The 20,408-nt window shown below is 50.7% G+C and carries 16 protein-coding genes; 8 read left to right on the top strand and 8 right to left on the bottom strand.

Going from position 1 to position 20,408, the window contains the following annotated elements; genetic code table 11:
• Position 1: 1 nt before the first annotated feature.
• A complete protein-coding gene (locus CPH17_RS12815; protein ID WP_096299766.1) occupies positions 2-1,024 on the bottom strand; it encodes a glycosyltransferase family 4 protein in 1,023 nt (340 codons plus the stop codon).
• Between the two features lie 20 nt (positions 1,025-1,044).
• Positions 1,045-1,827, bottom strand: a complete 783-nt coding sequence (locus CPH17_RS12810) for a glycosyltransferase family 2 protein (protein ID WP_096300950.1) — start codon at positions 1,825-1,827, stop codon at positions 1,045-1,047.
• A gap of 327 nt (positions 1,828-2,154) precedes the next feature.
• Between CPH17_RS12810 and CPH17_RS12805 the strand changes: the two genes are divergently transcribed.
• The gene (locus CPH17_RS12805; protein ID WP_096299764.1) at positions 2,155-3,813 is read left to right on the top strand and encodes a sulfatase-like hydrolase/transferase; all 1,659 of its coding nucleotides are present in this window, start codon (positions 2,155-2,157) and stop codon (positions 3,811-3,813) included.
• On the opposite strand, the gene waaF is transcribed toward CPH17_RS12805, so the two are convergent.
• Both waaF and rfaD read right to left on the bottom strand, forming a co-directional pair.
• Entirely contained in the window at positions 3,803-4,846 is a 1,044-nt protein-coding gene (gene waaF, locus CPH17_RS12800) for a lipopolysaccharide heptosyltransferase II (RefSeq protein ID WP_096299762.1), read from the bottom strand. The two genes, CPH17_RS12805 and waaF, sit on opposite strands and share 11 nt — an antisense overlap.
• Entirely contained in the window at positions 4,839-5,795 is a 957-nt protein-coding gene (gene rfaD, locus CPH17_RS12795; RefSeq protein ID WP_096299760.1) for an ADP-glyceromanno-heptose 6-epimerase, read from the bottom strand. Before rfaD ends, waaF begins: the two co-directional genes overlap by 8 nt.
• 111 nt (positions 5,796-5,906) lie before the next feature.
• Between rfaD and glyQ the strand changes: the two genes are divergently transcribed.
• The 3 genes from glyQ to gmhB all read left to right on the top strand — a co-directional run bounded on the left by glyQ (position 5,907) and on the right by gmhB (position 9,645).
• A complete protein-coding gene (gene glyQ, locus CPH17_RS12790; RefSeq protein ID WP_096299758.1) occupies positions 5,907-6,866 on the top strand; it encodes a glycine--tRNA ligase subunit alpha in 960 nt (319 codons plus the stop codon).
• On the top strand, positions 6,866-8,932 hold the full coding sequence (gene glyS, locus CPH17_RS12785; RefSeq protein WP_096299756.1) for a glycine--tRNA ligase subunit beta: 2,067 nt from the start codon (positions 6,866-6,868) through the stop codon (positions 8,930-8,932). The genes glyQ and glyS overlap by 1 nt, the downstream gene beginning before the upstream one ends.
• 158 nt (positions 8,933-9,090) lie before the next feature.
• Entirely contained in the window at positions 9,091-9,645 is a 555-nt protein-coding gene (gene gmhB / locus CPH17_RS12780; RefSeq protein WP_096299754.1) for a D-glycero-beta-D-manno-heptose 1,7-bisphosphate 7-phosphatase, read from the top strand.
• A 104-nt stretch (positions 9,646-9,749) separates the two neighbouring features.
• Here gmhB and gyrB read toward each other — a convergent pair whose 3' ends face one another.
• The 4 genes from gyrB to dnaA all read right to left on the bottom strand — a co-directional run bounded on the left by gyrB (position 9,750) and on the right by dnaA (position 16,036).
• Positions 9,750-12,170 (bottom strand): DNA topoisomerase (ATP-hydrolyzing) subunit B, encoded by a 2,421-nt coding sequence (gene gyrB / locus CPH17_RS12775; protein ID WP_074398071.1) that lies wholly within the window; start codon positions 12,168-12,170, stop codon positions 9,750-9,752.
• A gap of 39 nt (positions 12,171-12,209) precedes the next feature.
• Positions 12,210-13,313, bottom strand: a complete 1,104-nt coding sequence (gene recF / locus CPH17_RS12770; RefSeq protein ID WP_096299752.1) for a DNA replication/repair protein RecF — start codon at positions 13,311-13,313, stop codon at positions 12,210-12,212.
• A 94-nt stretch (positions 13,314-13,407) separates the two neighbouring features.
• Positions 13,408-14,511: a DNA polymerase III subunit beta gene (gene dnaN, locus CPH17_RS12765; RefSeq protein WP_074398075.1), complete on the bottom strand. Its 1,104-nt coding sequence runs from the start codon at positions 14,509-14,511 to the stop codon at positions 13,408-13,410.
• A gap of 55 nt (positions 14,512-14,566) precedes the next feature.
• A complete protein-coding gene (dnaA, locus tag CPH17_RS12760) occupies positions 14,567-16,036 on the bottom strand; it encodes a chromosomal replication initiator protein DnaA (protein ID WP_074398077.1) in 1,470 nt (489 codons plus the stop codon).
• 532 nt (positions 16,037-16,568) lie between these two features.
• Between dnaA and rpmH the strand changes: the two genes are divergently transcribed.
• The 4 genes from rpmH to mnmE all read left to right on the top strand — a co-directional run bounded on the left by rpmH (position 16,569) and on the right by mnmE (position 20,400).
• Positions 16,569-16,703 carry a 50S ribosomal protein L34 gene (rpmH, locus tag CPH17_RS12755; RefSeq protein ID WP_074398078.1) on the top strand — a complete coding sequence of 45 codons (135 nt, stop codon included), beginning with the start codon at positions 16,569-16,571 and terminating at the stop codon, positions 16,701-16,703.
• 13 nt (positions 16,704-16,716) lie between these two features.
• The gene (rnpA, locus tag CPH17_RS12750) at positions 16,717-17,112 is read left to right on the top strand and encodes a ribonuclease P protein component (protein WP_074398081.1); all 396 of its coding nucleotides are present in this window, start codon (positions 16,717-16,719) and stop codon (positions 17,110-17,112) included.
• Positions 17,113-17,226: 114 nt separating this feature from the next.
• The gene (gene yidC / locus CPH17_RS12745) at positions 17,227-18,933 is read left to right on the top strand and encodes a membrane protein insertase YidC (protein ID WP_074398083.1); all 1,707 of its coding nucleotides are present in this window, start codon (positions 17,227-17,229) and stop codon (positions 18,931-18,933) included.
• Between the two features lie 96 nt (positions 18,934-19,029).
• Positions 19,030-20,400 (top strand): tRNA uridine-5-carboxymethylaminomethyl(34) synthesis GTPase MnmE, encoded by a 1,371-nt coding sequence (gene mnmE, locus CPH17_RS12740; protein ID WP_096299750.1) that lies wholly within the window; start codon positions 19,030-19,032, stop codon positions 20,398-20,400.
• The last annotated feature ends 8 nt before the right edge of the window (positions 20,401-20,408 follow it).

The raw sequence follows: 20,408 nt of genomic DNA, 5'->3' as shown, positions 1-20,408 counted from the left end.
ATCACTTCTTCAAGACTTTTTTGTATACATCAAGATAACGAAGCGCCATGGCAGCGGCAGTATAGCCCTTGCTTTTAGCCAATGCATTACTTACTAAGGCTTCTCTAAATCCAACGTCATTCTTAATCTCAATCAACTTTTCTGCCAATGCACTATAGTCTCCATTTTCTATCAGAAGACCATTTTCTTTATCGCTGATCAGATCAGGAATACCACCAACATTAGACGCTACTATAGGCACGCCCGCAGCCATAACATCAATAAGGATTGACCCCATACCCTCACTTCGGGAAGGAAATACAAAAGCATCGAAGGCAGGTATATAGCTACCTACACTCTTCTCAAAGCCCATCCAAATAACATTTTCAAGATTTTGACTTTCTCTTTTAAGTATATTCTCGTCTTCCCCTTCTCCAAATAAAACAAAAACAAAATCTTCATATTGATTATTTATCTTTTTAACCGCATCAATAATAACTCTTTGACCTTTATCTCTATCAACCAATGCACCTATATGACCCACTATAAATTTATTTTTAAATCGCTGCTTAATTTCATTTTTTAAATTTTCATTATTCACCGATACTGAACCGGCGTCCGGTATTCTATACACCTCACTAACGCCAAACTCTTTTATTTTTTTAACGACAACACTTGATATACCAACACCCGCAGATGCGCTAAGGTAAGACAGCCTATTAGCAAATTTTTCTTTTATTTTTAAATCAACTCTTTTGGTAAAAAGATAAGGGGTCTTACACATCACCTTATTTATATATGACCAGTGAACCGCCTTGGCATCATGTGCGTGTAACACATCCGCGGGCATAGAGGAAAAATGACCATCTAAAATATTATTTGCTTTTTTAAAACTTATTCTTGAGGTTCTTTTTAGCTCATTTTTCATTGGTGAATCTGAGCGGCAGACCAAAATCTGATGAAGCTCTTCATCGATTTTGCTTAGCTCTTTTATTAATAAGACGGTTTGCTTTTCGCCTCCGCGAAACCCCTTCGCCAAATTCACATGTACTACCTTCAACTATATCACCATATTTTATTAAAATTTTCTTTCTTTAAAACTGAAGCATCTTGTTTAAGCTCTAATAGACGAGCATATTTAAGGTACCCGCTTAAACCAGCACTTATAGAAACTGTCAATCCATCCACACCTGCTAAAAACCCTTTTTGGAGTAGATATTTTTTCAAGAAAGCGCTCAACCCATGTATAAAAGGGGAATATGAATTAATCTTCTTTTCTTTAAGATACATTATCTTTGCAGCTCTGCCACTAAAATCTCGACCTGGCTTGCAAAAAAGCTGCCCTATATGGGAAAAAGAATAATGAATAATATCAGCTTTAACTTTACATATGTTTTCAGATTTTATACTCGCATGTTGCTTAACGTCAGCAAATCTTGCTCTTTTCTTATGATAGAGTCGGACACAAAAATCAGGATACCAGCCGCACTCTTTCATCCATCTTGAGCCAATCATATTTTTCCTTCTAAATGCATAGGCGTCATACTGAGATTGGTTTAAATCTATTTTTTTTATTTCCTCAACCATCTCTTCTGAAAGTCTTTCATCGGCATCTATGCTAAGAACCCAGTCATTCGAAGCATAATCTAAAGCCACATTTTTCTGAAAGCCATCACCTAAATAAGCCTGATGCACTACCGTTGCCCCGAGGGACTGAGCGATGTTAACCGTGGCATCGTTGCTGCCTGAGTCTACAATAATAATCTGATCGCAAACTTTAGCTACTGATGCAATACATTCAGCTATATTTTTCTCTTCGTTCAATGTAATAATATTGGCTGTAATCACTGGCCTATTACCCTGGCATGCTGGAATCATTTGGCGTCATACACCCTCGTGCCTTTCTTCAACTGCATGATAAACTTTATACTGACGTAGCGATAGCACTTGGTCATAGCCCTGCGGTGAGCTAGTGAATGCATAACGGAAAATTGCAGGGATAGCGTCTATTTTTACGTCGGGTTTTTCGCCTATCTCAGGTTTTTTTGCGACACACGCCCTTCGTCGAATATTTTAGCAAGGTAGTCGTCCCAAAAGTATGTGGCAGCAATAATAGTTGTGCTTGGCGCAATTGCAATAGCCTATTGTAACCTACGACAGTTCTTCAGGAGGCCCATGCCCTCGCGTTTTTTTTCAGCACCTCCGATTTCCTCATGGTTGCCCATTACGGTCATCGGCCTTTGCCTTGGCTATGCTATCACCGTACTCACTCGCTTACCTTGGTGGACGCTGTTCTTCTTTGCGATGGTATGGATAGGTATCGGCCTTAAATTACGCTGGGGTCGTCCACTCAATGCACGTTATCGCAAAGTATGGCCCTGGTCACTCGCGCCGTTAAGCTTATGGGGCATCTATGTCTACCTAGCGGACAGTTTCGGTAACGTCGATTTAGGAGCTGTGTTCTTCCATCTCCAGGCGGGAATGGCGGAGCATGGCGGTGCAGGAAAGTTGATTATCGCCGTTGTTTACACACTCAGCATGCTTGCTGTATTGGCTTCTGTCACCTGGTTATCGCGCCATGATCAACGTTGGCGATTGACGGAGCGCTTCTTGGCGATTGGGTTGCTCGCCAGCAATCCTTTGCTTTTCGGTCTAGGCCAGCGTAGTGCGGCCGTGGTAGCCGACGACGCCGATTGGCTTGATCACCGCTATGTAGCCCCACCTTCGTCTGATCAAGAAGACGCCCCCAACTTGCTGTTACTTTACTTAGAGAGTATCGAGCGAACCTATAGCGATCCCCAGTTTGGTGATGCCTACAGCGACCTTAACCGTCTGGGTGAGCGTGGCATTGTCTTTGAAGGCGTTCAGCAAATGGAGAATACCGGCTGGACCATGGCGGGCATGATCGCAAGCCAATGCGGTGTACCTTTAATGCCTGCCGGACTTCTCCACGACAGTCAGTTCGAGCCTTTAAAGAGCGTGGTGCCAGGCATTGACTGTCTCGGCGATATCTTAGCCGCCCAGGGATATCGACTCAGCTATTTAGGCGGTGCCAGCACAGAGTTTGCCGGTAAGGGGCTATTTTACCGCGGGCACGGGTTTCAGTCAGTTAAAGGTAAAGAGGAGTTGGAGCGCCAGCTAAATGACTCAGAGTACGTAAACAGTTGGGGAATATACGACGACAGCCTTTACGACATGACTGTCGATGAAATTCGCCGCCTTGAGGATGCTGATGACGGGCCTTGGGGCGTGGTTAACCTGAGCATTGCAGGCCATGCCCCCAGTGGATTTCCTGCACAGAGTTGTCTCGATCGTCAGGGGCCATTTGATGAGCAAGACATTCTTTATTCGGTCGAGTGCTCTGCTTGGCTGGCACGCAAGCTTATCGATCGCCTGGAAGATGAAGGATTATTGGACAATACCGTGGTAGCAATCATGAGTGACCACCTCACCATGCGCGTATCAGTATGGGACCAGCTAACCATGCTGGACCGCGAAAACACCTTTATGCTGATAGGCGATCACTTGCATCCCCAGCGTATTCAACGTGATGCAACTATGTTGGATGGCTTCCCAACGATTCTTGAAGCACTCGGCCTTAGTCTTGAAGAGCATCGCGCTGGGCTTGGCACCTCACTGCTTAGCGATCAAGAAACCCTGGTCGAGCGACATGGTTTCGAGACGTTAAACGAGCGCTTACGCGAGGAATCTGCGTTGCAGCATCGCCTGTGGGAAGGTCTTGCCCCCCAGCGTCGCGATACTGACACCACCCCGCAGGAGCAAGTGATTGAAACGCCCGCAGACCAAACAGAAGAAGTCGATATTATGCGTTAACAATCACATTTTCACACGGTCGATTAGCCAAAATTGCTTGATAGACCGAGTCCACGTGTAACTCGTTTAAGCAGTTAGTGTGGCCCAATGGGCAAGTACGCTCAAAGCATGGAGAGCAGGAAAGGCCAAGATAATGAATTACTGCATTATCGGTAAGCGGTGGCGTATAAGCAGGCGAAGAGGAACCGTAGAGCGCATGGATACGCACGCCTACCGCAGCCGCGACATGCATTAACCCGGAATCGTTAGTAACCACTTGGCGACAATCGGCTAGCAAATCGACGGCATCCGCCAAGGATGTTTTACCACATAAATTGTGGGCTTGAGGGAGGCCCTTCACAATAGTCTCAGCAGCAGCGTGATCTTTTGGCCCGCCGAACACACGGACTTCATAGCCATTGGCAACCAGCGATTGAGCTAATTGATGAAAGTAAGCAAGCGGCCACTGCTTAGCTGGCCCATACTCAGCCCCCGGCATCATGCCAATCGCCGGGCGGGAGGAAAGCGCATGGGTCAAGCGCAAATTCACTAAATTGTCCCGGTCAATGAATAGCCGCGGCTTGGGTATGGCGAAGTTACCCTTCATAGCCTCATCAAGCGGCAAACCTAACGAAACGAACCGCTTTACAGTTTGATCCAATACTTGTTTATCCAGCTTGCGGCGCTCTTTCAAAAGACCATAGCGATGTTCACCCAGAAAACCAATCCGCTCGGGAATGCGTGCCATAAAGGGGACCAAGGCTGCTTTCCAGGACCTGGGTAGGACAATAGCGCGGTCAAAGCGCCCTTTTATACGACTGGCAAGATCACGACGACTAGCAAGACCCAATTCTCCGTGGCCTACCGCTAAGGGAAGCACCTCATCCACCTCAGGCATGCGCTCTAAAATAGGCTGCGACCATGCCGGCGCCACCACACCAATGGTGGCCTGGGGAAACCGTGCTTTTAGGGTCATAAACAGGCTTTGGGCCATTACCATATCGCCGACCCAGGAGGGGCCAATGACCAAAAGCCGCATTGCGGGATTAGCCATTGAGCCACTCCAAATACGCTTTTACGCCCTGAGCAACGGTTTTGAACTCAACGTCGCAGCCTGCTGCACGTAGCTTGCTGATATCTGCCCGGGTATAGCTCTGGTAACGCCCTTTCAATTCTGCGGGGAAATCAATGTAATCGATTTGCCCTTTTGCGTAGTAGTCGATTACCGCTTCGCCAATCGCTTTAAACGGCTCGGCTCGGCCGGTGCCTAAATTGAAAATACCCGAGGCGCTGGGATTATCTAAAAACCACAGGTTCACATCCACGACATCACCCACATAAACAAAGTCGCGGCTCTGCATACCAGCCTCATAACCCGCATAGGCGCCGAACAATTTCAGGGATTCGCCATTACGGATCTGCAGGTGGTTATGGTACGCCACGCTGGCCATCTTGCCTTTATGCTGCTCGCGAGGGCCATACACATTGAAGTAACGAAACCCCACCACCTGAGTGGTCAGTTCGTTCCACCGAGAACGTACATGCTGGTCAAACAGTAGCTTCGAGTAGCCATAAACGTTGAGCGGTTTTTCGCATTCGGGTACTTCTTTGAAGATCTCGCTTCCCCCGTAGGTAGCTGCCGACGAGGCGTAGAGGAACGGAATACCCAATTTTTCACAGTAATTGAGCAGTACCTTGGAATACTCGAAGTTATTTTCCATCATGTAATGCCCGTCCCATTCAGTGGTATCGGAACAGGCGCCTTCATGGAAAATGGCATCGATGGCCGACAAGTCAGCCGACTCACCGCGAAGCGCTGACTTCACGCGCGCAAGAAAATCATCTTTATCCAGGTAATCTGCTAACGTACAGTCCGCCAAATTGACAAACTTGGTACCGTCGCGAAGATCGTCGACAACCATCACATCGTTACGGCCACGCGCGTTAAGCGCTTTGACAATATTGGCTCCAATAAAACCCGCACCGCCTGTTACAACAATCATTTTCTTTCTCCTTGCCAAAAGCGGCTCTGTTGGCTTAAGCGCCTATAACCTATCTGCCTGGGATTGTATACTTGACGGCTTATGAATTCATGGCCAACGGTGCTTTCCGCGATGAGTGTCTCGACAAACCAATCGACACCTGATGTGTCGACCTTTCAAGGCTTGATCCTTGCGCTGCAACAGTATTGGGCAGAGCAAGGCTGCGTCATCCTCCAGCCGCTCGATATGGAGGTCGGCGCAGGCACTTTTCACCCCGCCACCTTCCTACGCGCTATTGGGCCGGAGACCTGGAATGCGGCCTATGTCCAGCCTTCTCGCCGCCCGACGGATGGCCGTTACGGTGAAAACCCCAACCGACTGCAGCATTACTACCAATTCCAGGTGGTCATGAAGCCATCGCCTAGCAACCTGCAAGACCTTTACCTTGGCTCGTTAAAACGCTTAGGCCTGGACCTACTGGTCCATGACGTGCGTTTTGTCGAAGACAATTGGGAATCTCCCACGCTTGGGGCCTGGGGGCTTGGCTGGGAAGTATGGCTCAACGGTATGGAAGTCACCCAGTTTACCTACTTTCAGCAGGCTGGAGGCATTGAATGTTATCCCGTCACGGGCGAGCTTACCTACGGCCTTGAGCGTATCGCCATGTACTTGCAAAACGTTGACAGCGTTTATGACCTTGTTTGGGCCATCGCGCCTGACGGCAGCGAAGTGAGCTACGGCGACGTTTACCTGCAAAATGAACGTGAGCAGTCCGCTTATAACTTCGAGCACGCCGATGTTGACCAGCTGTTTGGTGCCTTTGATCACCAGGAAAAAGAGTGCAGCAAATTACTAGAAGCCAAATTACCGCTGCCCGCCTACGAACAAGTTCTGAAGGCATCACATACGTTCAACCTGTTAGATGCACGTCACGCTATTTCGGTCACCGAGCGCCAACGCTTTATTCTACGCGTTCGTACCATGGCAAGGAACGTCGCCACTGCTTACTTTGATTCGCGCAAAGCTGAGGGTTTCCCCATGGCCACGGAATCACTACGCCGCGAACTATTAGCCGACCAGGGAGACGCATAATGGCTGTTGATACGCTTCTATTAGAACTAGGTGCGGAAGAGCTTCCGCCGACCGCACTGGATGCGCTGTCTGATGCGTTTGCGGCTGGCATAGAGAAAGGCCTACTGGAAGCCGAGATCCCCTTTCAAAAGGTTACTGCTTACGCCACCCCGCGTCGTCTGGCGGTTCAGGTCGCCGCTCTAGCCAATAAGCAGCCAGACCGTGAAGTTGAACGCCGTGGTCCGGCCCTTGCGGCGGCCTTCAAAGATGGTGTGCCCACCAAAGCAGCTGAAGGCTTTGCTCGCTCCTGCGGTGTCAGCGTCGATGAATTGATTCACCTTGAAACCGACAAAGGTACCTGGCTTGGCTACCGTGAACAGCAGCCGGGGGAGAATGTACAAGCGCTGCTACCCGACATCTTGCGCAAAGCCATCCATGGATTGCCGGTGCCTAAAAACATGCGCTGGGGTTCTTCGCGCATTGAGTTTTCGCGCCCTGTGCATTGGCTTTTAGCCCTGTACGGCAACGAGGTGGTTGCTGCCGAAGCGCTTGGCTTACAAGCCAGTCGGACCACCTATGGCCATCGTTTCCACGCGCCGGATGCCATACAGCTTGAGCATGCGGACGATTATCTTGACGCCCTTGAGAACGCGTTTGTACTAGCCGATCGCCAGCAGCGTCGTGAACGTATTCGCGAACAGGTGTTGGCAGAAGCCGAAGTGCAAGAAGCCAACGCCGTAATTGACGAAGACTTACTGATCGAGGTCAGTGGATTGGTTGAGTGGCCTGTAGCGCTAACCGGTAGCTTTGACGAGCGATTCTTGGAAGTCCCTGCAGAGTGTTTGGTCTCCTCCATGAAGGCCAATCAAAAGTATTTCCACCTGCTGGATGACCAAGGCAAGCTTAAGCCGCTGTTCATTACCATCTCCAACATCGACAGTGCAGACCCTCAACAAGTGATTTCGGGCAATGAAAAAGTTATCCGTCCGCGCCTCGCGGATGCGGCTTTTTTTTACGACACCGATCGCAAGCACAGTCTCGCCTCGCGCATCCCACAGCTGGAAAGCGTGGTATTTCAGCAACAGCTGGGGACATTGGCTGACAAAGCGCGTCGTAACACCGCAATTGCAACCTTTATCGCCCAGCAGATTAATGGTGACGTGAACCATGCGCAGCGCGCCGTAGCGCTCGCCAAGTGCGATCTGGTCACTGAGATGGTGCTCGAATTCCCTGAACTGCAGGGCATTATGGGTCGTTACTACGCCGAGCAGGACGGTGAGGCCGCAGAGGTTGCCCAAGCGTTAGAAGAGCAGTATCTGCCGCGTTATGCCAGCGATGCTATCCCCCAGACGCCCACCGGCCAAGCCCTGGCCCTAGCCGACCGTTTAGATACGCTGGTGGGTATTTTCGGTATTGGCCAGCGCCCTACCGGCGCTAAGGATCCTTTCGCCCTGCGTCGTGCGTCTATTGGCATGCTGAATATTCTTGTCAAAGGCAGACTAAATCTCGACCTTCGCGAGCTGCTGAGTGTGGCCGCAGAGCAGCATCAAGGCTTGCCTAAGCCAGACGGGTTAGTCGAAGACGTGCTGACCTACATGCTGGACCGTTTCCGCGCCTGGGGGCAAGAAGAAGGCATAACGGCGGAAATGTACTTGGCCGTTCGTGCACGCCCAGTCAGCAAACCATTGGACTTTGCCCGCCGTCTGAGAGCCGTAAAGGCCTTCGCTCAGCGCGAGGAAGCTTCCGCCCTGGCCGCCGCCAATAAGCGTGTTTCTAATATACTCAGTAAACAGGAACATGATGGCAGCACCCAGGTTGATCAGAACCTGCTACATGAACAGGCTGAACAAGCGTTATTCAAGGCAGTGACTGCCAGCCAACAGCAAGTGGCACCGCTGTTTGCCGCGGGCGATTACCAGCAGGCTCTGGATGCATTGGCAACACTACGCGAGCCGGTGGATAGCTTCTTTGATCAGGTAATGGTCATGGCAGATGATGAAGCGGTTCGTCGTAACCGTCTCGCCCTGCTCGCCAGCCTTCAGGCGCTATTCCTTGAAGTGGCTGATATTTCTCAGCTTCCCCAATAATCGGTAAAATCACTTGCAGCACCTAGCCCGGCTTGCAATCAATAAGCCGGGTTTTTTGTGGATAATATTCACTGTTTCACGTGAAACACACTCGCGCTCTTGATGCTAGCGTATTACGCTGACTCCCATTCGATCCGCGCAACGTTATAAGGCCCTTTATGATCAGCGCCAATCAACTGGTTATCCTCGATCGCGACGGAGTGATCAATCATGACTCAGATGCTTATATTAAGTCGCTTGAAGAGTGGATTCCCTACCCTTCATCGATCAGCGCTATCGCGCAGCTAACCAAAGCTGGTTTTAGCGTAGCCGTAGCCACTAACCAATCGGGTATTGCCCGTGGCTATTATAGTGAAACAACATTGCGTGACATGCATGCTCACTTAATTGACCTTGTGGAGGCAGAGGGGGGGCATATCGCGCATATTGCCTACTGCCCGCATGGCCCAGATGACCATTGCGTTTGCCGTAAGCCACTACCGGGGCTGCTCACCCAAATTCAAGAGCAGCTAGGGATGGCAAGTTTAGAGGGCAGCTGGATGGTAGGCGATAGCCTTCGCGATCTCCAGGCGGGCGAAGCTGTAGGTTGTCGATCTGTACTGGTTAGAACCGGGAAAGGCGAGAAAACGTTGCAAAAGAATAGCGGACTTCGTAAAGCACTAATCTATCGAGATCTTGCCGATTTTACTGACTGGCTGTGCATGCAAAACTAGTTGTAGTTACTTCAGCATGAAAAAAACCGCACCGGCATTAAGGCTGGTGCGGCATTTTTTTACAACTATCTGGCATGTTTCACGTGAAACATGTAGTCACATACTTATATATCAAGGTTGGCTACCAACGCATTCGTCTCAATAAAGTCACGGCGCGGCTCAACCTCATCACCCATTAACGTATTGAACATCATGTCAGCAGCAACGGCGTCTTCAATTGTAACACGCAGCATGCGCCGACTATCGGGGTCCATCGTCGTTTCCCACAGCTGGTCAGGGTTCATCTCGCCAAGGCCCTTATACCGCTGTACAGAAAGCCCTCGTTGCCCTTCCTGCATCAACCAAACTAGCACTTCGGAGAAATGCGAAACAGACTTCTGGCGCTCACCACGAGCAATATAAGCCCCCTCCTCCAGCAAACCGTTCAACGTCTCGCCCAAACCTGCAATGGCGCGATAATCTGCACTTTCAAAGAAATCCAAGCCCCATAGGTACTCGGTGGTAACGCCGTGAGCGATTAGTGACACAGCTGGCAGGTGAAGCCCGCGCTCAGTGTCTTCCTGAAGGTAGAATTGATAACGCGGTCCTCCTTCATAAGCCACCATATCGTCCATGACTTTCTGCAGCTCAGCAATCCAGTTTTCCATGGTAATGCGATCTTTAAGACTTGATTCACCCTGGAGTGCGGTGGCATGAACAGCCTGCTTGAGAACCTCAATGGGGTAGACACGGGCAAGTCGATCAATCCGCTTCATCACATTGCGATATTGATTCACCAACGCTTCTAATTGCGAACCTGCAATCCCAGGCGCGTCAGCGTTAACATACAAGCCGGCTCCATCAAGCGCCGTTGTGGTCAAATAGTCGACCATGGCTTGTTCATCTTTTAGATACAGCTCTTGCTTGCCACGCTTAATCTTATATAGCGGCGGCTGGGCAATAAACACGTGTCCACGTTCAATTAGTTCAGGCATCTGCCGGAAAAAGAACGTAAGTAGTAGCGTTCGGATGTGCGAGCCATCTACATCCGCATCGGTCATGATAATGATCGAATGATAACGCAACTTATCGGGATTAAATTCTTCGCGACCAATGCCACAGCCAAGCGCGGTTATTAACGTACCGACTTCTGCCGACGACAACATTTTGTCGAAACGAGCCTTCTCAACGTTAAGGATCTTACCTTTAAGCGGCAGTATCGCTTGCGTGCGACGGTCACGGCCCTGTTTCGCACTACCGCCCGCTGAATCACCCTCTACCAGGTAAAGCTCAGACTGACTGGGATCTTTCTCTTGGCAATCGGCAAGCTTACCGGGCAAACCTGCGATATCCAGCGCACCTTTACGGCGAGTCATATCCCGGGCTTTACGGGCGGCTTCACGAGCCCGCGCTGCGTCCAGCATCTTATTGACGATCGATTTGGCTTCGTTTGGCTTCTCAATCAAATAATCAGAGAACAGACGGCCCATTTCCTGTTCAACCGCTGTTTTCACTTCAGAGGAAACCAGCTTGTCTTTGGTTTGTGAAGAAAACTTCGGATCAGGTACTTTTACTGAGATAATCGCGGTCAAACCTTCGCGTGCATCGTCACCAGAGGTATTGACCTTGGCTTTTTTAAGCAGACCCTCGGCTTCTATATAGCTATTTAACGTACGGGTAAGCGATGCACGAAATCCTGCCAGGTGCGCACCACCATCGCGCTGGGGAATATTATTGGTATAACAGAAAATATTTTCGGTAAATGAGTCGTTCCACTGCATGGCCACTTCCACTTCTATGCCGTCTTCACGCACAGCATTGAAGTGAAACACAGGGTTGAGAACCGATTTATTCTGGTTAAGGTGATCAACAAACGCTCTCAAACCACCTTCGTAATGAAAAAGCTCTTCCTTTCCGCTACGCTCATCTAACAAGCGGATGGCAACGCCAGAATTCAGGAAAGACAACTCCCTTAGCCGTTTCGCCAAGATATCATAGTGAAATTCGATACTTGTGAAGGTATCCGGCGAAGGTCGAAAATGTACCCGGGTGCCACTTTTCTCTGTCTTCCCGACAACGCCGAGCGGAGCCTGAGGAACACCGTGGTGATAAACCTGCTCGAAAACGTCACCCTGGCGCCAGATCGTTAACCGCAGCTCTTCAGACAATGCGTTAACCACGGAAACACCTACGCCGTGGAGACCGCCAGAGACTTTATACGAATTATCGTCAAACTTACCGCCCGCGTGTAGAACGGTCATAATAACTTCGGCCGCTGATACGCCCTCACCTTCGTGAATCTCGGTAGGCACACCACGCCCATTATCGCTAACCGTGATGGATTCATCAGGGTGAATAACCACACGGATTTCGCTGCAGTGACCCGCCAGGGCTTCATCGATGGAGTTATCCACCAACTCGAAGACCATGTGATGCAGCCCTGTGCCGTCGTCGGTATCGCCGATGTACATGCCTGGACGCTTGCGCACAGCGTCCAGCCCTTTGAGCACCTTGATGCTTGATGAATCGTAAGCCTGCTCGCTCATTGACCACTCCGTCGTGAAGTCTGTCTCAATCCGTGTCGTCTAACCTTCAGGCGCCAGCTTGCTCAGTCCATTGGCAACATGTTTCACGTGAAACATGCTAACCGGAGTATGAGCTTGCCATGTTTGCCTTAAAGCTCCAGGTTCGACGCTGGTTATAAATACTTGGCATTGCATATCTTCGAGTAACTGACAAAACCGTGAACGATGCCGCTCATCAAGTTCGGCGGGTAAGTCGTCAATCAGGTAAATACAGTGTCTCTGTGATGCACTTTCCAGAAGCCGACCTTGCGCTAACTTTAACGCACTCACCACCAATTTCTGTTGGCCTCGGGAAAGTACTTCAATAGCGGGCTGCTTGTTTAGCTTAATACGTAAGTCAGCACGCTGAGGACCTTGCTGTGTAAAGCCCATTTGCTGATCTGTCGAGCGGCTAGCATGCAGCACATCAGCTAATGCCCTTTTTTTATCCCACCCTCTCGCGTAGTGAAGCGTTAAGCCCGGCAATGGAAGCAAACGCTCAAGTGTTTCTTCAAATACAGGTAGAAACTCAGCAAACCAAGCACGCCTAAGCGCATCCATTTGCTCACCCCATGTGGCAAGCTCAAGCTCCCACACTGAAAGTTCTTGAGGTGCTATTCTACCATGCCTCAACAGTGCATTCCGATGTTTCAACGCTCGACGTGTTCGCTTCCATATTTCCAGGAAACGATGTTTCACGTGAAACACACCCCAGTCTAGAAACTCACGACGCCCTGAGGGAGACCCTTCCAAGAGACGAAAGGCATCAGGGTTAATCAGCTGCAACGGCATTGCTTCAACTAAATCCGCAAGACGCGCATTCTTATCCCCCTTGACGCGCAGTTCCAGCTCACTAGAGCTGCGCAAACGACGCACCCCTAGGGTCACATCAGGGTCTCCTGCCACACGGCCGTATAGCGTTAAATGAGGCGCATCGGTTTGGATAACGTGCTTGAGCTGACGCGTTCTAAACGACCTGCCCATACCCAAAATATGGATACCTTCAAGCAGGCTTGTTTTGCCACTTCCGTTAACCCCGTTAATCACATTAATACCGGACGACGGGGCCATATCTACTGGCATCAAGTTGCGTAGACCATCGAGATTAAGCTGGAGAAGACCCATTAACCCGTCACTTATTCTGTGCGCCCTAAAAACATAGACGGCGCCTCCAAGTTAGAAGCGCCGCTATCGTTGGCCTTTGCCGTGAAATGAAGGCTTATAATCGCATCGGCATGACAACGTAGAGTGCATCACCACCGCCAGGCTCTTCTAAAAGCGCGCTACTATTCGGGTCAGCAAGGGTGATCTGGACCCGATCCTCATCCAATACACCCATTACATCGACCAAATAGCCGACATTAAAGCCCACTTCCATGGCTGGACCAGAATATTCAACACCAATGTTCTCTTCCGCTTCTTCCTGCTCAGGGTTGTTGGCCATCACCTTGAGATTATTTTCTTCTAGATAGAGACGCACTCCTCGGTACTTCTCATTTGACAGAATAGCGGTACGGGAAAGAACTTGGCGAAGTTCTGCGCGCTCGGCGATCAATACTTTATCGCCGTTGCGGGGAACCACACGCTCATAATCAGGAAATTTTCCGTCTATCAACTTAGAGGTAAATGTGAAATCCCCCGTATGAGCACGTACATGGGTCGAACCGAGTGTCAGACTAACCGGTTCGTCACTGTCATCCAGTAAGCGTGACAGTTCAAGAATCCCTTTGCGCGGCACGATGAGCTTTTGCGATTGGTCAACCGTCACGTCAACGGGGCGCGAACACATCGCCAAACGGTGGCCATCCGTAGCGACGGTACGCAATAAATTGCTCTGTATTTCAAGGAGCATGCCATTAAGGTAATAACGCACATCCTGCTGCGCCATTGCGAAGGATGTGGCTTCGATCAAGTGCTTTAACGTACCTCGAGGGACGCTAAACTCCTGGCTTCCTTCAGCATCTTCAATAGATGGAAACTCGGCGGCAGGTAATGTGGAAAGCGTAAATCGGGAACGACCGCTACGCAGTACAGCCCGGCCTTCTTCTACCGCTAGCTGAATATCTGACTGATCAGGTAGCGATTTACATATATCCATCAGCTTACGCGCCGGCACGGTTGCCGAGCCTTCCTGATCTACCTGACTGGCGACAGTACGACCAACCAGTTCAACTTCAAGATCTGTACCGGTCAGGGCGACCTGATCGCCGTCAACCTGAATCAGTACATTAGATAAAACCGGCAACGTTTGACGACGCTCTACCACGCCTGCTACCAGCGTTAGTGGACGTAGCAGCGCCTCTCGGGAAATCGAAAATTTCATCAATACTCCGTTCTATATCCTGAAAGACCTGCTAAAGACAGGTCCGTCCTAGGGGTTAACTGGTCAGTAGGCGTAATAAATTTTTATAATCTTCACGAATATCCGCACTTTCTTCTTGCAAAGCCTTCACTTTACGACAGGCGTGCAGCACCGTCGTATGATCACGCCCGCCAAACGCATCACCGATCTCGGGTAAGCTATGATTAGTCAGCTCCTTGGCAAGTGCCATGGCCACTTGACGAGGACGGGCGACCGAGCGAGAGCGACGCTTGGACAATAAATCGGCGACCTTGATTTTGTAATATTCCGCCACCGTGCGCTGGATATTATCGACCCCTACCTGCTTGTCTTGCAGGGCCAACAGATCCTTCAGCGACTCACGGATAAAGTCCTGGGTAATGGTCTTGCCCATGAAGTGCGAGTCAGCAATCACTTTTTTGAGCGCTCCTTCAAGCTCGCGAACATTCGAGCGAATCTTTTGGGCAATAAAAAAAGCCGCATCATGAGGTAAGTCGACTTTGGCCTGATCAGCCTTTTTCATCAAAATAGCGACCCGAGTTTCTAATTCAGGCGGTTCAATGGCGACGGTAAGCCCCCACCCAAAGCGTGATTTGAGACGCTCTTCCACGCCACTAATTTCTTTTGGATAGCGGTCTGAGGTCAAAATCATCTGCTGACCGCCTTCCAACAACGCATTAAATGTATGGAAAAACTCTTCTTGGGAACGCTCTTTTCCGGCAAAAAACTGAATATCATCAATAAGTAAAGCATCAACGCTGCGATAAAACCGCTTAAAATCATTAATCGCATTAAGCTGCAGCGCCTTCACCATATCGGCCACAAATCGCTCTGAGTGGAGATAAACCACACGCGCATTTTCGCGACGCAACGCTAGCCCATTACCCACTGCGTGCATCAAGTGGGTTTTACCTAGCCCGACACCCCCATACAAAAATAGTGGATTGTAGGCGCCCCCCGGATTCTCAGAGACTTGTCGAGAAGCTGCACGTGCGAGCTGATTGGACTTACCTTCCACAAAGGTATCGAAAGTAAAATTAGGGTTTAGCCCGCTGTTATGCTTTAGGCTGCCCTCAACCTGAACTTGGCGCTCGTTGGTGCGTCGCCCGGAACCACCTTCCTCGCGCAACCTGTCAATTTCACGCTCATCAGCAATATCACCTCGCGGCGGAGTGTGAACAGCCGCCGACGAGCGCGGTGCTGGGGAGGCAGAAACGGGATTACCCAGATCACGGGGTTGCGGGGCAGGGGTTGCGGGGCGACGGCTGCCCACTGTGAGGCTAACTTTAGGGGGTTTTGAAGGGGCAAGCTCACGCATCAGCTCGCTAATCCGCTTGGCATACTTGTCACTCACCCAGTCGCGTACAAAGCGATTAGGCGCCAATAAGCGCAGCTCATTGGCCTCACTATCTTCGGCCTGCAATGGACGTATCCACGTGTTGAACTGCTGCGAACTCAGCTCGTCCTGCAGGTAATCCAGGCACTGCTGCCAAAGCGCGAGTGACACTCATCTCACCATCAGTTGAAAACGGCCGACCATTGTAGCGCCCAACGGCGTGGTTATCCACACGGGCGTAGGTTGATTTAACAAGCTGTGGAAAACTTTCTCACAGAGGGCAATGATAGCTGCATCATCCAATGTGACTGAGGCTCAGATCTCATCATAATTCGACATTAATTCACAGCTAATCAACCGTTTATCATCGTCTTTTGCGCAACTTATACACAAGCAAACAATAAGTATAGCTTGTTGAAATTTAGGAAAAATAAAGGGTTGTTAACAAAATGTATCCCCATTATTAGCCACAACACAGGAAGTAGTTTATTTATGTCTTGTATGCCGCCTCCACGTAATTTCATATGGCTATCACCAAGCGTTGATAACTTACTTATAAGCCTTTTTTGTAAGGAAAAAATTGCACGCAACGCGGTAAGCCTCTACAATTTCCGGTCTTGAATTGAATCTCCCGGCTAGTTCCTCACTGGACCGGGCATTTTGGAATTCATTTTCCGTCCTAACCACGTGGGAATAACGAGTTATGAAACGCACTTTTCAACCTAGCGTTCTCAAGCGCAAGCGCGCGCATGGCTTCCGTGCTCGTATGGCAACTAAAAATGGCCGTGCCATCATTGCACGTCGCCGTGCCAAGGGCCGTAAGCGTCTGAGCGCCTGATCTCGGATTGCGTGTGCCGCATCAAGGGTTCCCCCGGTGTTTTCGGTTACTTAATGCTGGGGATTACCGCTACGTGTTTGAGCAAGCAGACCTCAAGGTGCATGGTAAAGGGATGATGGCGCTAGCGCGTTGGAATACGGTAGGACATCCCCGACTTGGCCTGGTGGTCAGCAAAAAAAATGTGAAGCTCGCCGTTGATCGAAATCGCTTCAAAAGACTCGTCCGCGAGTCAGTTCGGCTACGTCAAGACCAGCTTCCCGCAGTGGATATTGTGGTACTTGCTCGGCGTGGCGTTCAGGATATGGATAATGACGTATTACATCGTCAACTCCATGGCATGTGGAAACGGCTACGGCGCGACACACAGGCGGCCAACGAGCCCCCTACAGGCTCAATACGTAATACTTGATGGGCACCTCACCGCTCGACCTCGGCCTGCCGCCTGGCAGGCTTTCGTGTGTCATGGGTCGAGTAATTGATACAGCGCCATTAGCATGTTCACCACCCAGCGGGCAGAACCCTCATGGACGTAAAACGACTTATATTACTGATTCCACTTGCCATTCTGGCCTATCTACTGGTTGTACAGTGGAATCAGGATTACGGGCAGACGTCTTACCAATCGGCGTCCGAGGAATCGCAAAATCAAAGCAGCGATAACAACGCTTCTGAGAGCAGCGATTCATCTCGTGACAATGATTCAGACGATCTATCGGTCCCCAGTAACGACGCTTCCTCGTCTGAAGAAGAAGCGCTCGACAGCAACGAAAGCGATAGCGACAGCCGTGACTTCATCGCCGTCACCACTGATGTGCTGGACGTGCGCATTGATCCGCACGGGGGCGATATCGTATACGCCGCCCTGCCAATGCATAAACAGTCGCTCGATTCAGACCGCAGTTATGTTTTGCTATCCGACAATCAAACACGCAGCTACGTAGCGCGCTCGGGCTTACAGCTCGACGGGGAAGCTCGTCGCATTGCGTTTACGCCGGATAGCGACGAATACCTGCTTGGCGATGATGACGATCAGGTTGAAGTGAACCTGACCGCTGAAGTGAATGGTGTTGAGGTCATCAAGCGCCTTACCTTCGAGCGTGGCAACTACGCCGTTGACGTCAATTACTATTTGGCCAATAACACTGAAGAGCCCGTTAGCGCTCGTTTTATCGGCCAGCTCGCCCGGGACAACAGCCCTGATCCGTCAAGCGGCGTTAGCATGGGCATGAACTCCTACCTTGGCGCTGCGTATTCAACCCCAGATGAGCGCTACGAAAAAATTGATTTTGATGATATCCAAGGCGGCAACTTCAACAATAAAGAGGCGCAAGGCGGTTGGATGGCGATTATCCAACATTACTTTGTCTCGGCTTGGGCACCGGCTCAGGATCAGCAAAATCTCTACTACGTCTCAACGGATTCGCGCGATCGCAACGTTGTTGCCTTTGCAGGCCCCACTAGTGAATTAGCGGCAGAAGAAGAGGCTTCTTTGGGTGCCACGCTCTACATGGGACCCAAGATTCAGGATCACCTCGAGCAAGTAGCGCCTAATCTGCGCCTAACCGTGGATTATGGCTGGCTGTGGTTCCTGGCCAATCCGCTATTTTGGTTACTAGACAAGATCCACGACATCGTCGGCAACTGGGGCTGGTCAATTGTACTGCTGACTGTGTTGGTCAAAACCCTGCTGTTCCCGCTCTCCGCCAAGGCTTACAAGTCGATGGCTCGGATGCGCAAGCTCGGCCCTGAGATGCAGCGTCTCAAAGAGATGTACGGCGATGATCGCCAAAAAATGTCTCAAGAGATGATGAAGTTCTACCAGAAGGAAAAGATCAATCCTCTGGGTGGCTGTTTGCCGATTTTGGTACAAATGCCGGTCTTTATCGCGCTTTACTGGATGTTGTTGGAGTCCGTTGAGCTGCGACACGCACCCTTCATGTTCTGGGTACAGGATCTGTCGGTGAAAGACCCGTACTTCATCCTGCCGATTCTGATGGGCATCTCGATGTTCGTGCAGCAACAGTTGAACCCTACACCGCCCGATCCCATGCAGGCGAAGATCATGAAGATGCTACCCATCATCTTTACGTTCTTCTTCCTATGGTTCCCGGCCGGTCTGGTTATTTACTGGGTGGTCAACAACATCATCTCGGTGGCGCAGCAGTACTTTATTACGCGCAAAATCGAGCAGGACCCAAGTATTGGCAAAGGCATGAAAACCAAAAAATAAGCCGATACTAGAAGACACCCAGACCCCCGCCTTTGCGGGGGTCTGGCGTTTTAGGGATGAAAAACTCAAACTAGCTTTTTTTCAGCGAGAAACCTCATGGCTGACCGACTCTATACCCAAGACACTATCGCCGCCTTGGCTACCCCGCCCGGTCGTGGTGGCGTCGGTATTATCCGTGTTTCTGGCCCGGCCTGCCGCGAAATCGCCACCGCTATACTAGGTCTCTGCCCTGCCCCCCGCTACGCACACTACGGCGCTTTTATGGGTGCTGAAAGCAACATCGATGAGGGGATCGCGTTACTGTTTCCCGACCCTCACTCGTTCACCGGTGAAGACGTATTGGAGCTCCATGGGCACGGCGGACCAGTGATCATGGATATGCTGCTTGAACGCTGCGTTCAGTTGGGCGCACGCCTAGCAAAGCCAGGCGAGTTTTCCGAACGGGCTTTCCTAAATGACAAGCTTGATCTTGCCCAGGCCGAGGCGATTGCTGATCTGATCGATGCCACCTCCCGTTCGGCGGCCGAAAATGCCGTACGCTCGCTTCAGGGCGAGTTTTCCAATCGGGTATCTGGATTGGTACAGCGGCTCATTGAGCTACGCGTATACGTTGAGGCAGCGATTGATTTTCCCGAAGAGGAAATCGACTTTCTTGCCGATGGCCATGTGGCTAGCTTATTGGACAGCGTGAGCCTTGATCTTACAGACGTACGAGCGGCCGCAGGGCAAGGGGCGTTGATGCGCGAAGGGATGAGCGTCGTCATCGCGGGGCGCCCCAATGCGGGTAAGTCGAGCTTGCTTAACGCGCTGACCGAGCAAGACACCGCCATTGTGACCGATATTGCAGGCACCACGCGGGATGTGCTGCGCGAACATATTCATATCGACGGAATGCCTTTACACGTGATTGATACCGCAGGCTTACGCGATACCCCTGATGCGGTGGAACAGATAGGCGTTGCCCGGGCCTGGTCAGAGATCGAACGCGCCGACCGAGTGCTTCTACTGGTGGATGCGTCCACCACCGACGAAACCGACCCCATGGCGATCTGGCCCGAGTTTGTTGCCCGGCTCCCAGACCAGCAACGCCTCACGCTGGTGCGTAATAAAATTGATGCAAGCGCTGAGCAAGCGGGCATCGATTTATCCACAACGCCACCCACGGTGCGCCTCTCAGCGAAAACCGGAAGGGGTGTGGATAATTTAAAAACACACCTGAAAGAGATCATGGGCTTTGCGGCTACCACGGAAGGCCGTTTTTCAGCCCGTCGTCGCCACCTAGACGCCCTTGACCGGGCAATGAGGGCGCTAGACACCGGCCGCCACCAGCTCGAGGGTAACGGTGCAGGTGAGTTGTTGGCGGAAGATCTACGCGACGCTCAACAGGCCCTTGGCGAGATCACCGGCGAATTCAGCGCTGACGATTTGCTGGGTGAGATTTTTGGTAGCTTCTGCATCGGCAAGTAGACGGTTTA

This window comes from Halomonas sp. hl-4, from assembly GCF_900215475.1.
Classification (GTDB): Bacteria; Pseudomonadota; Gammaproteobacteria; order Pseudomonadales; family Halomonadaceae; genus Vreelandella.
The sequence above is the reverse complement of the archived record's forward strand: the minus strand, read 5'-3'. Positions and strand labels throughout refer to the sequence as shown.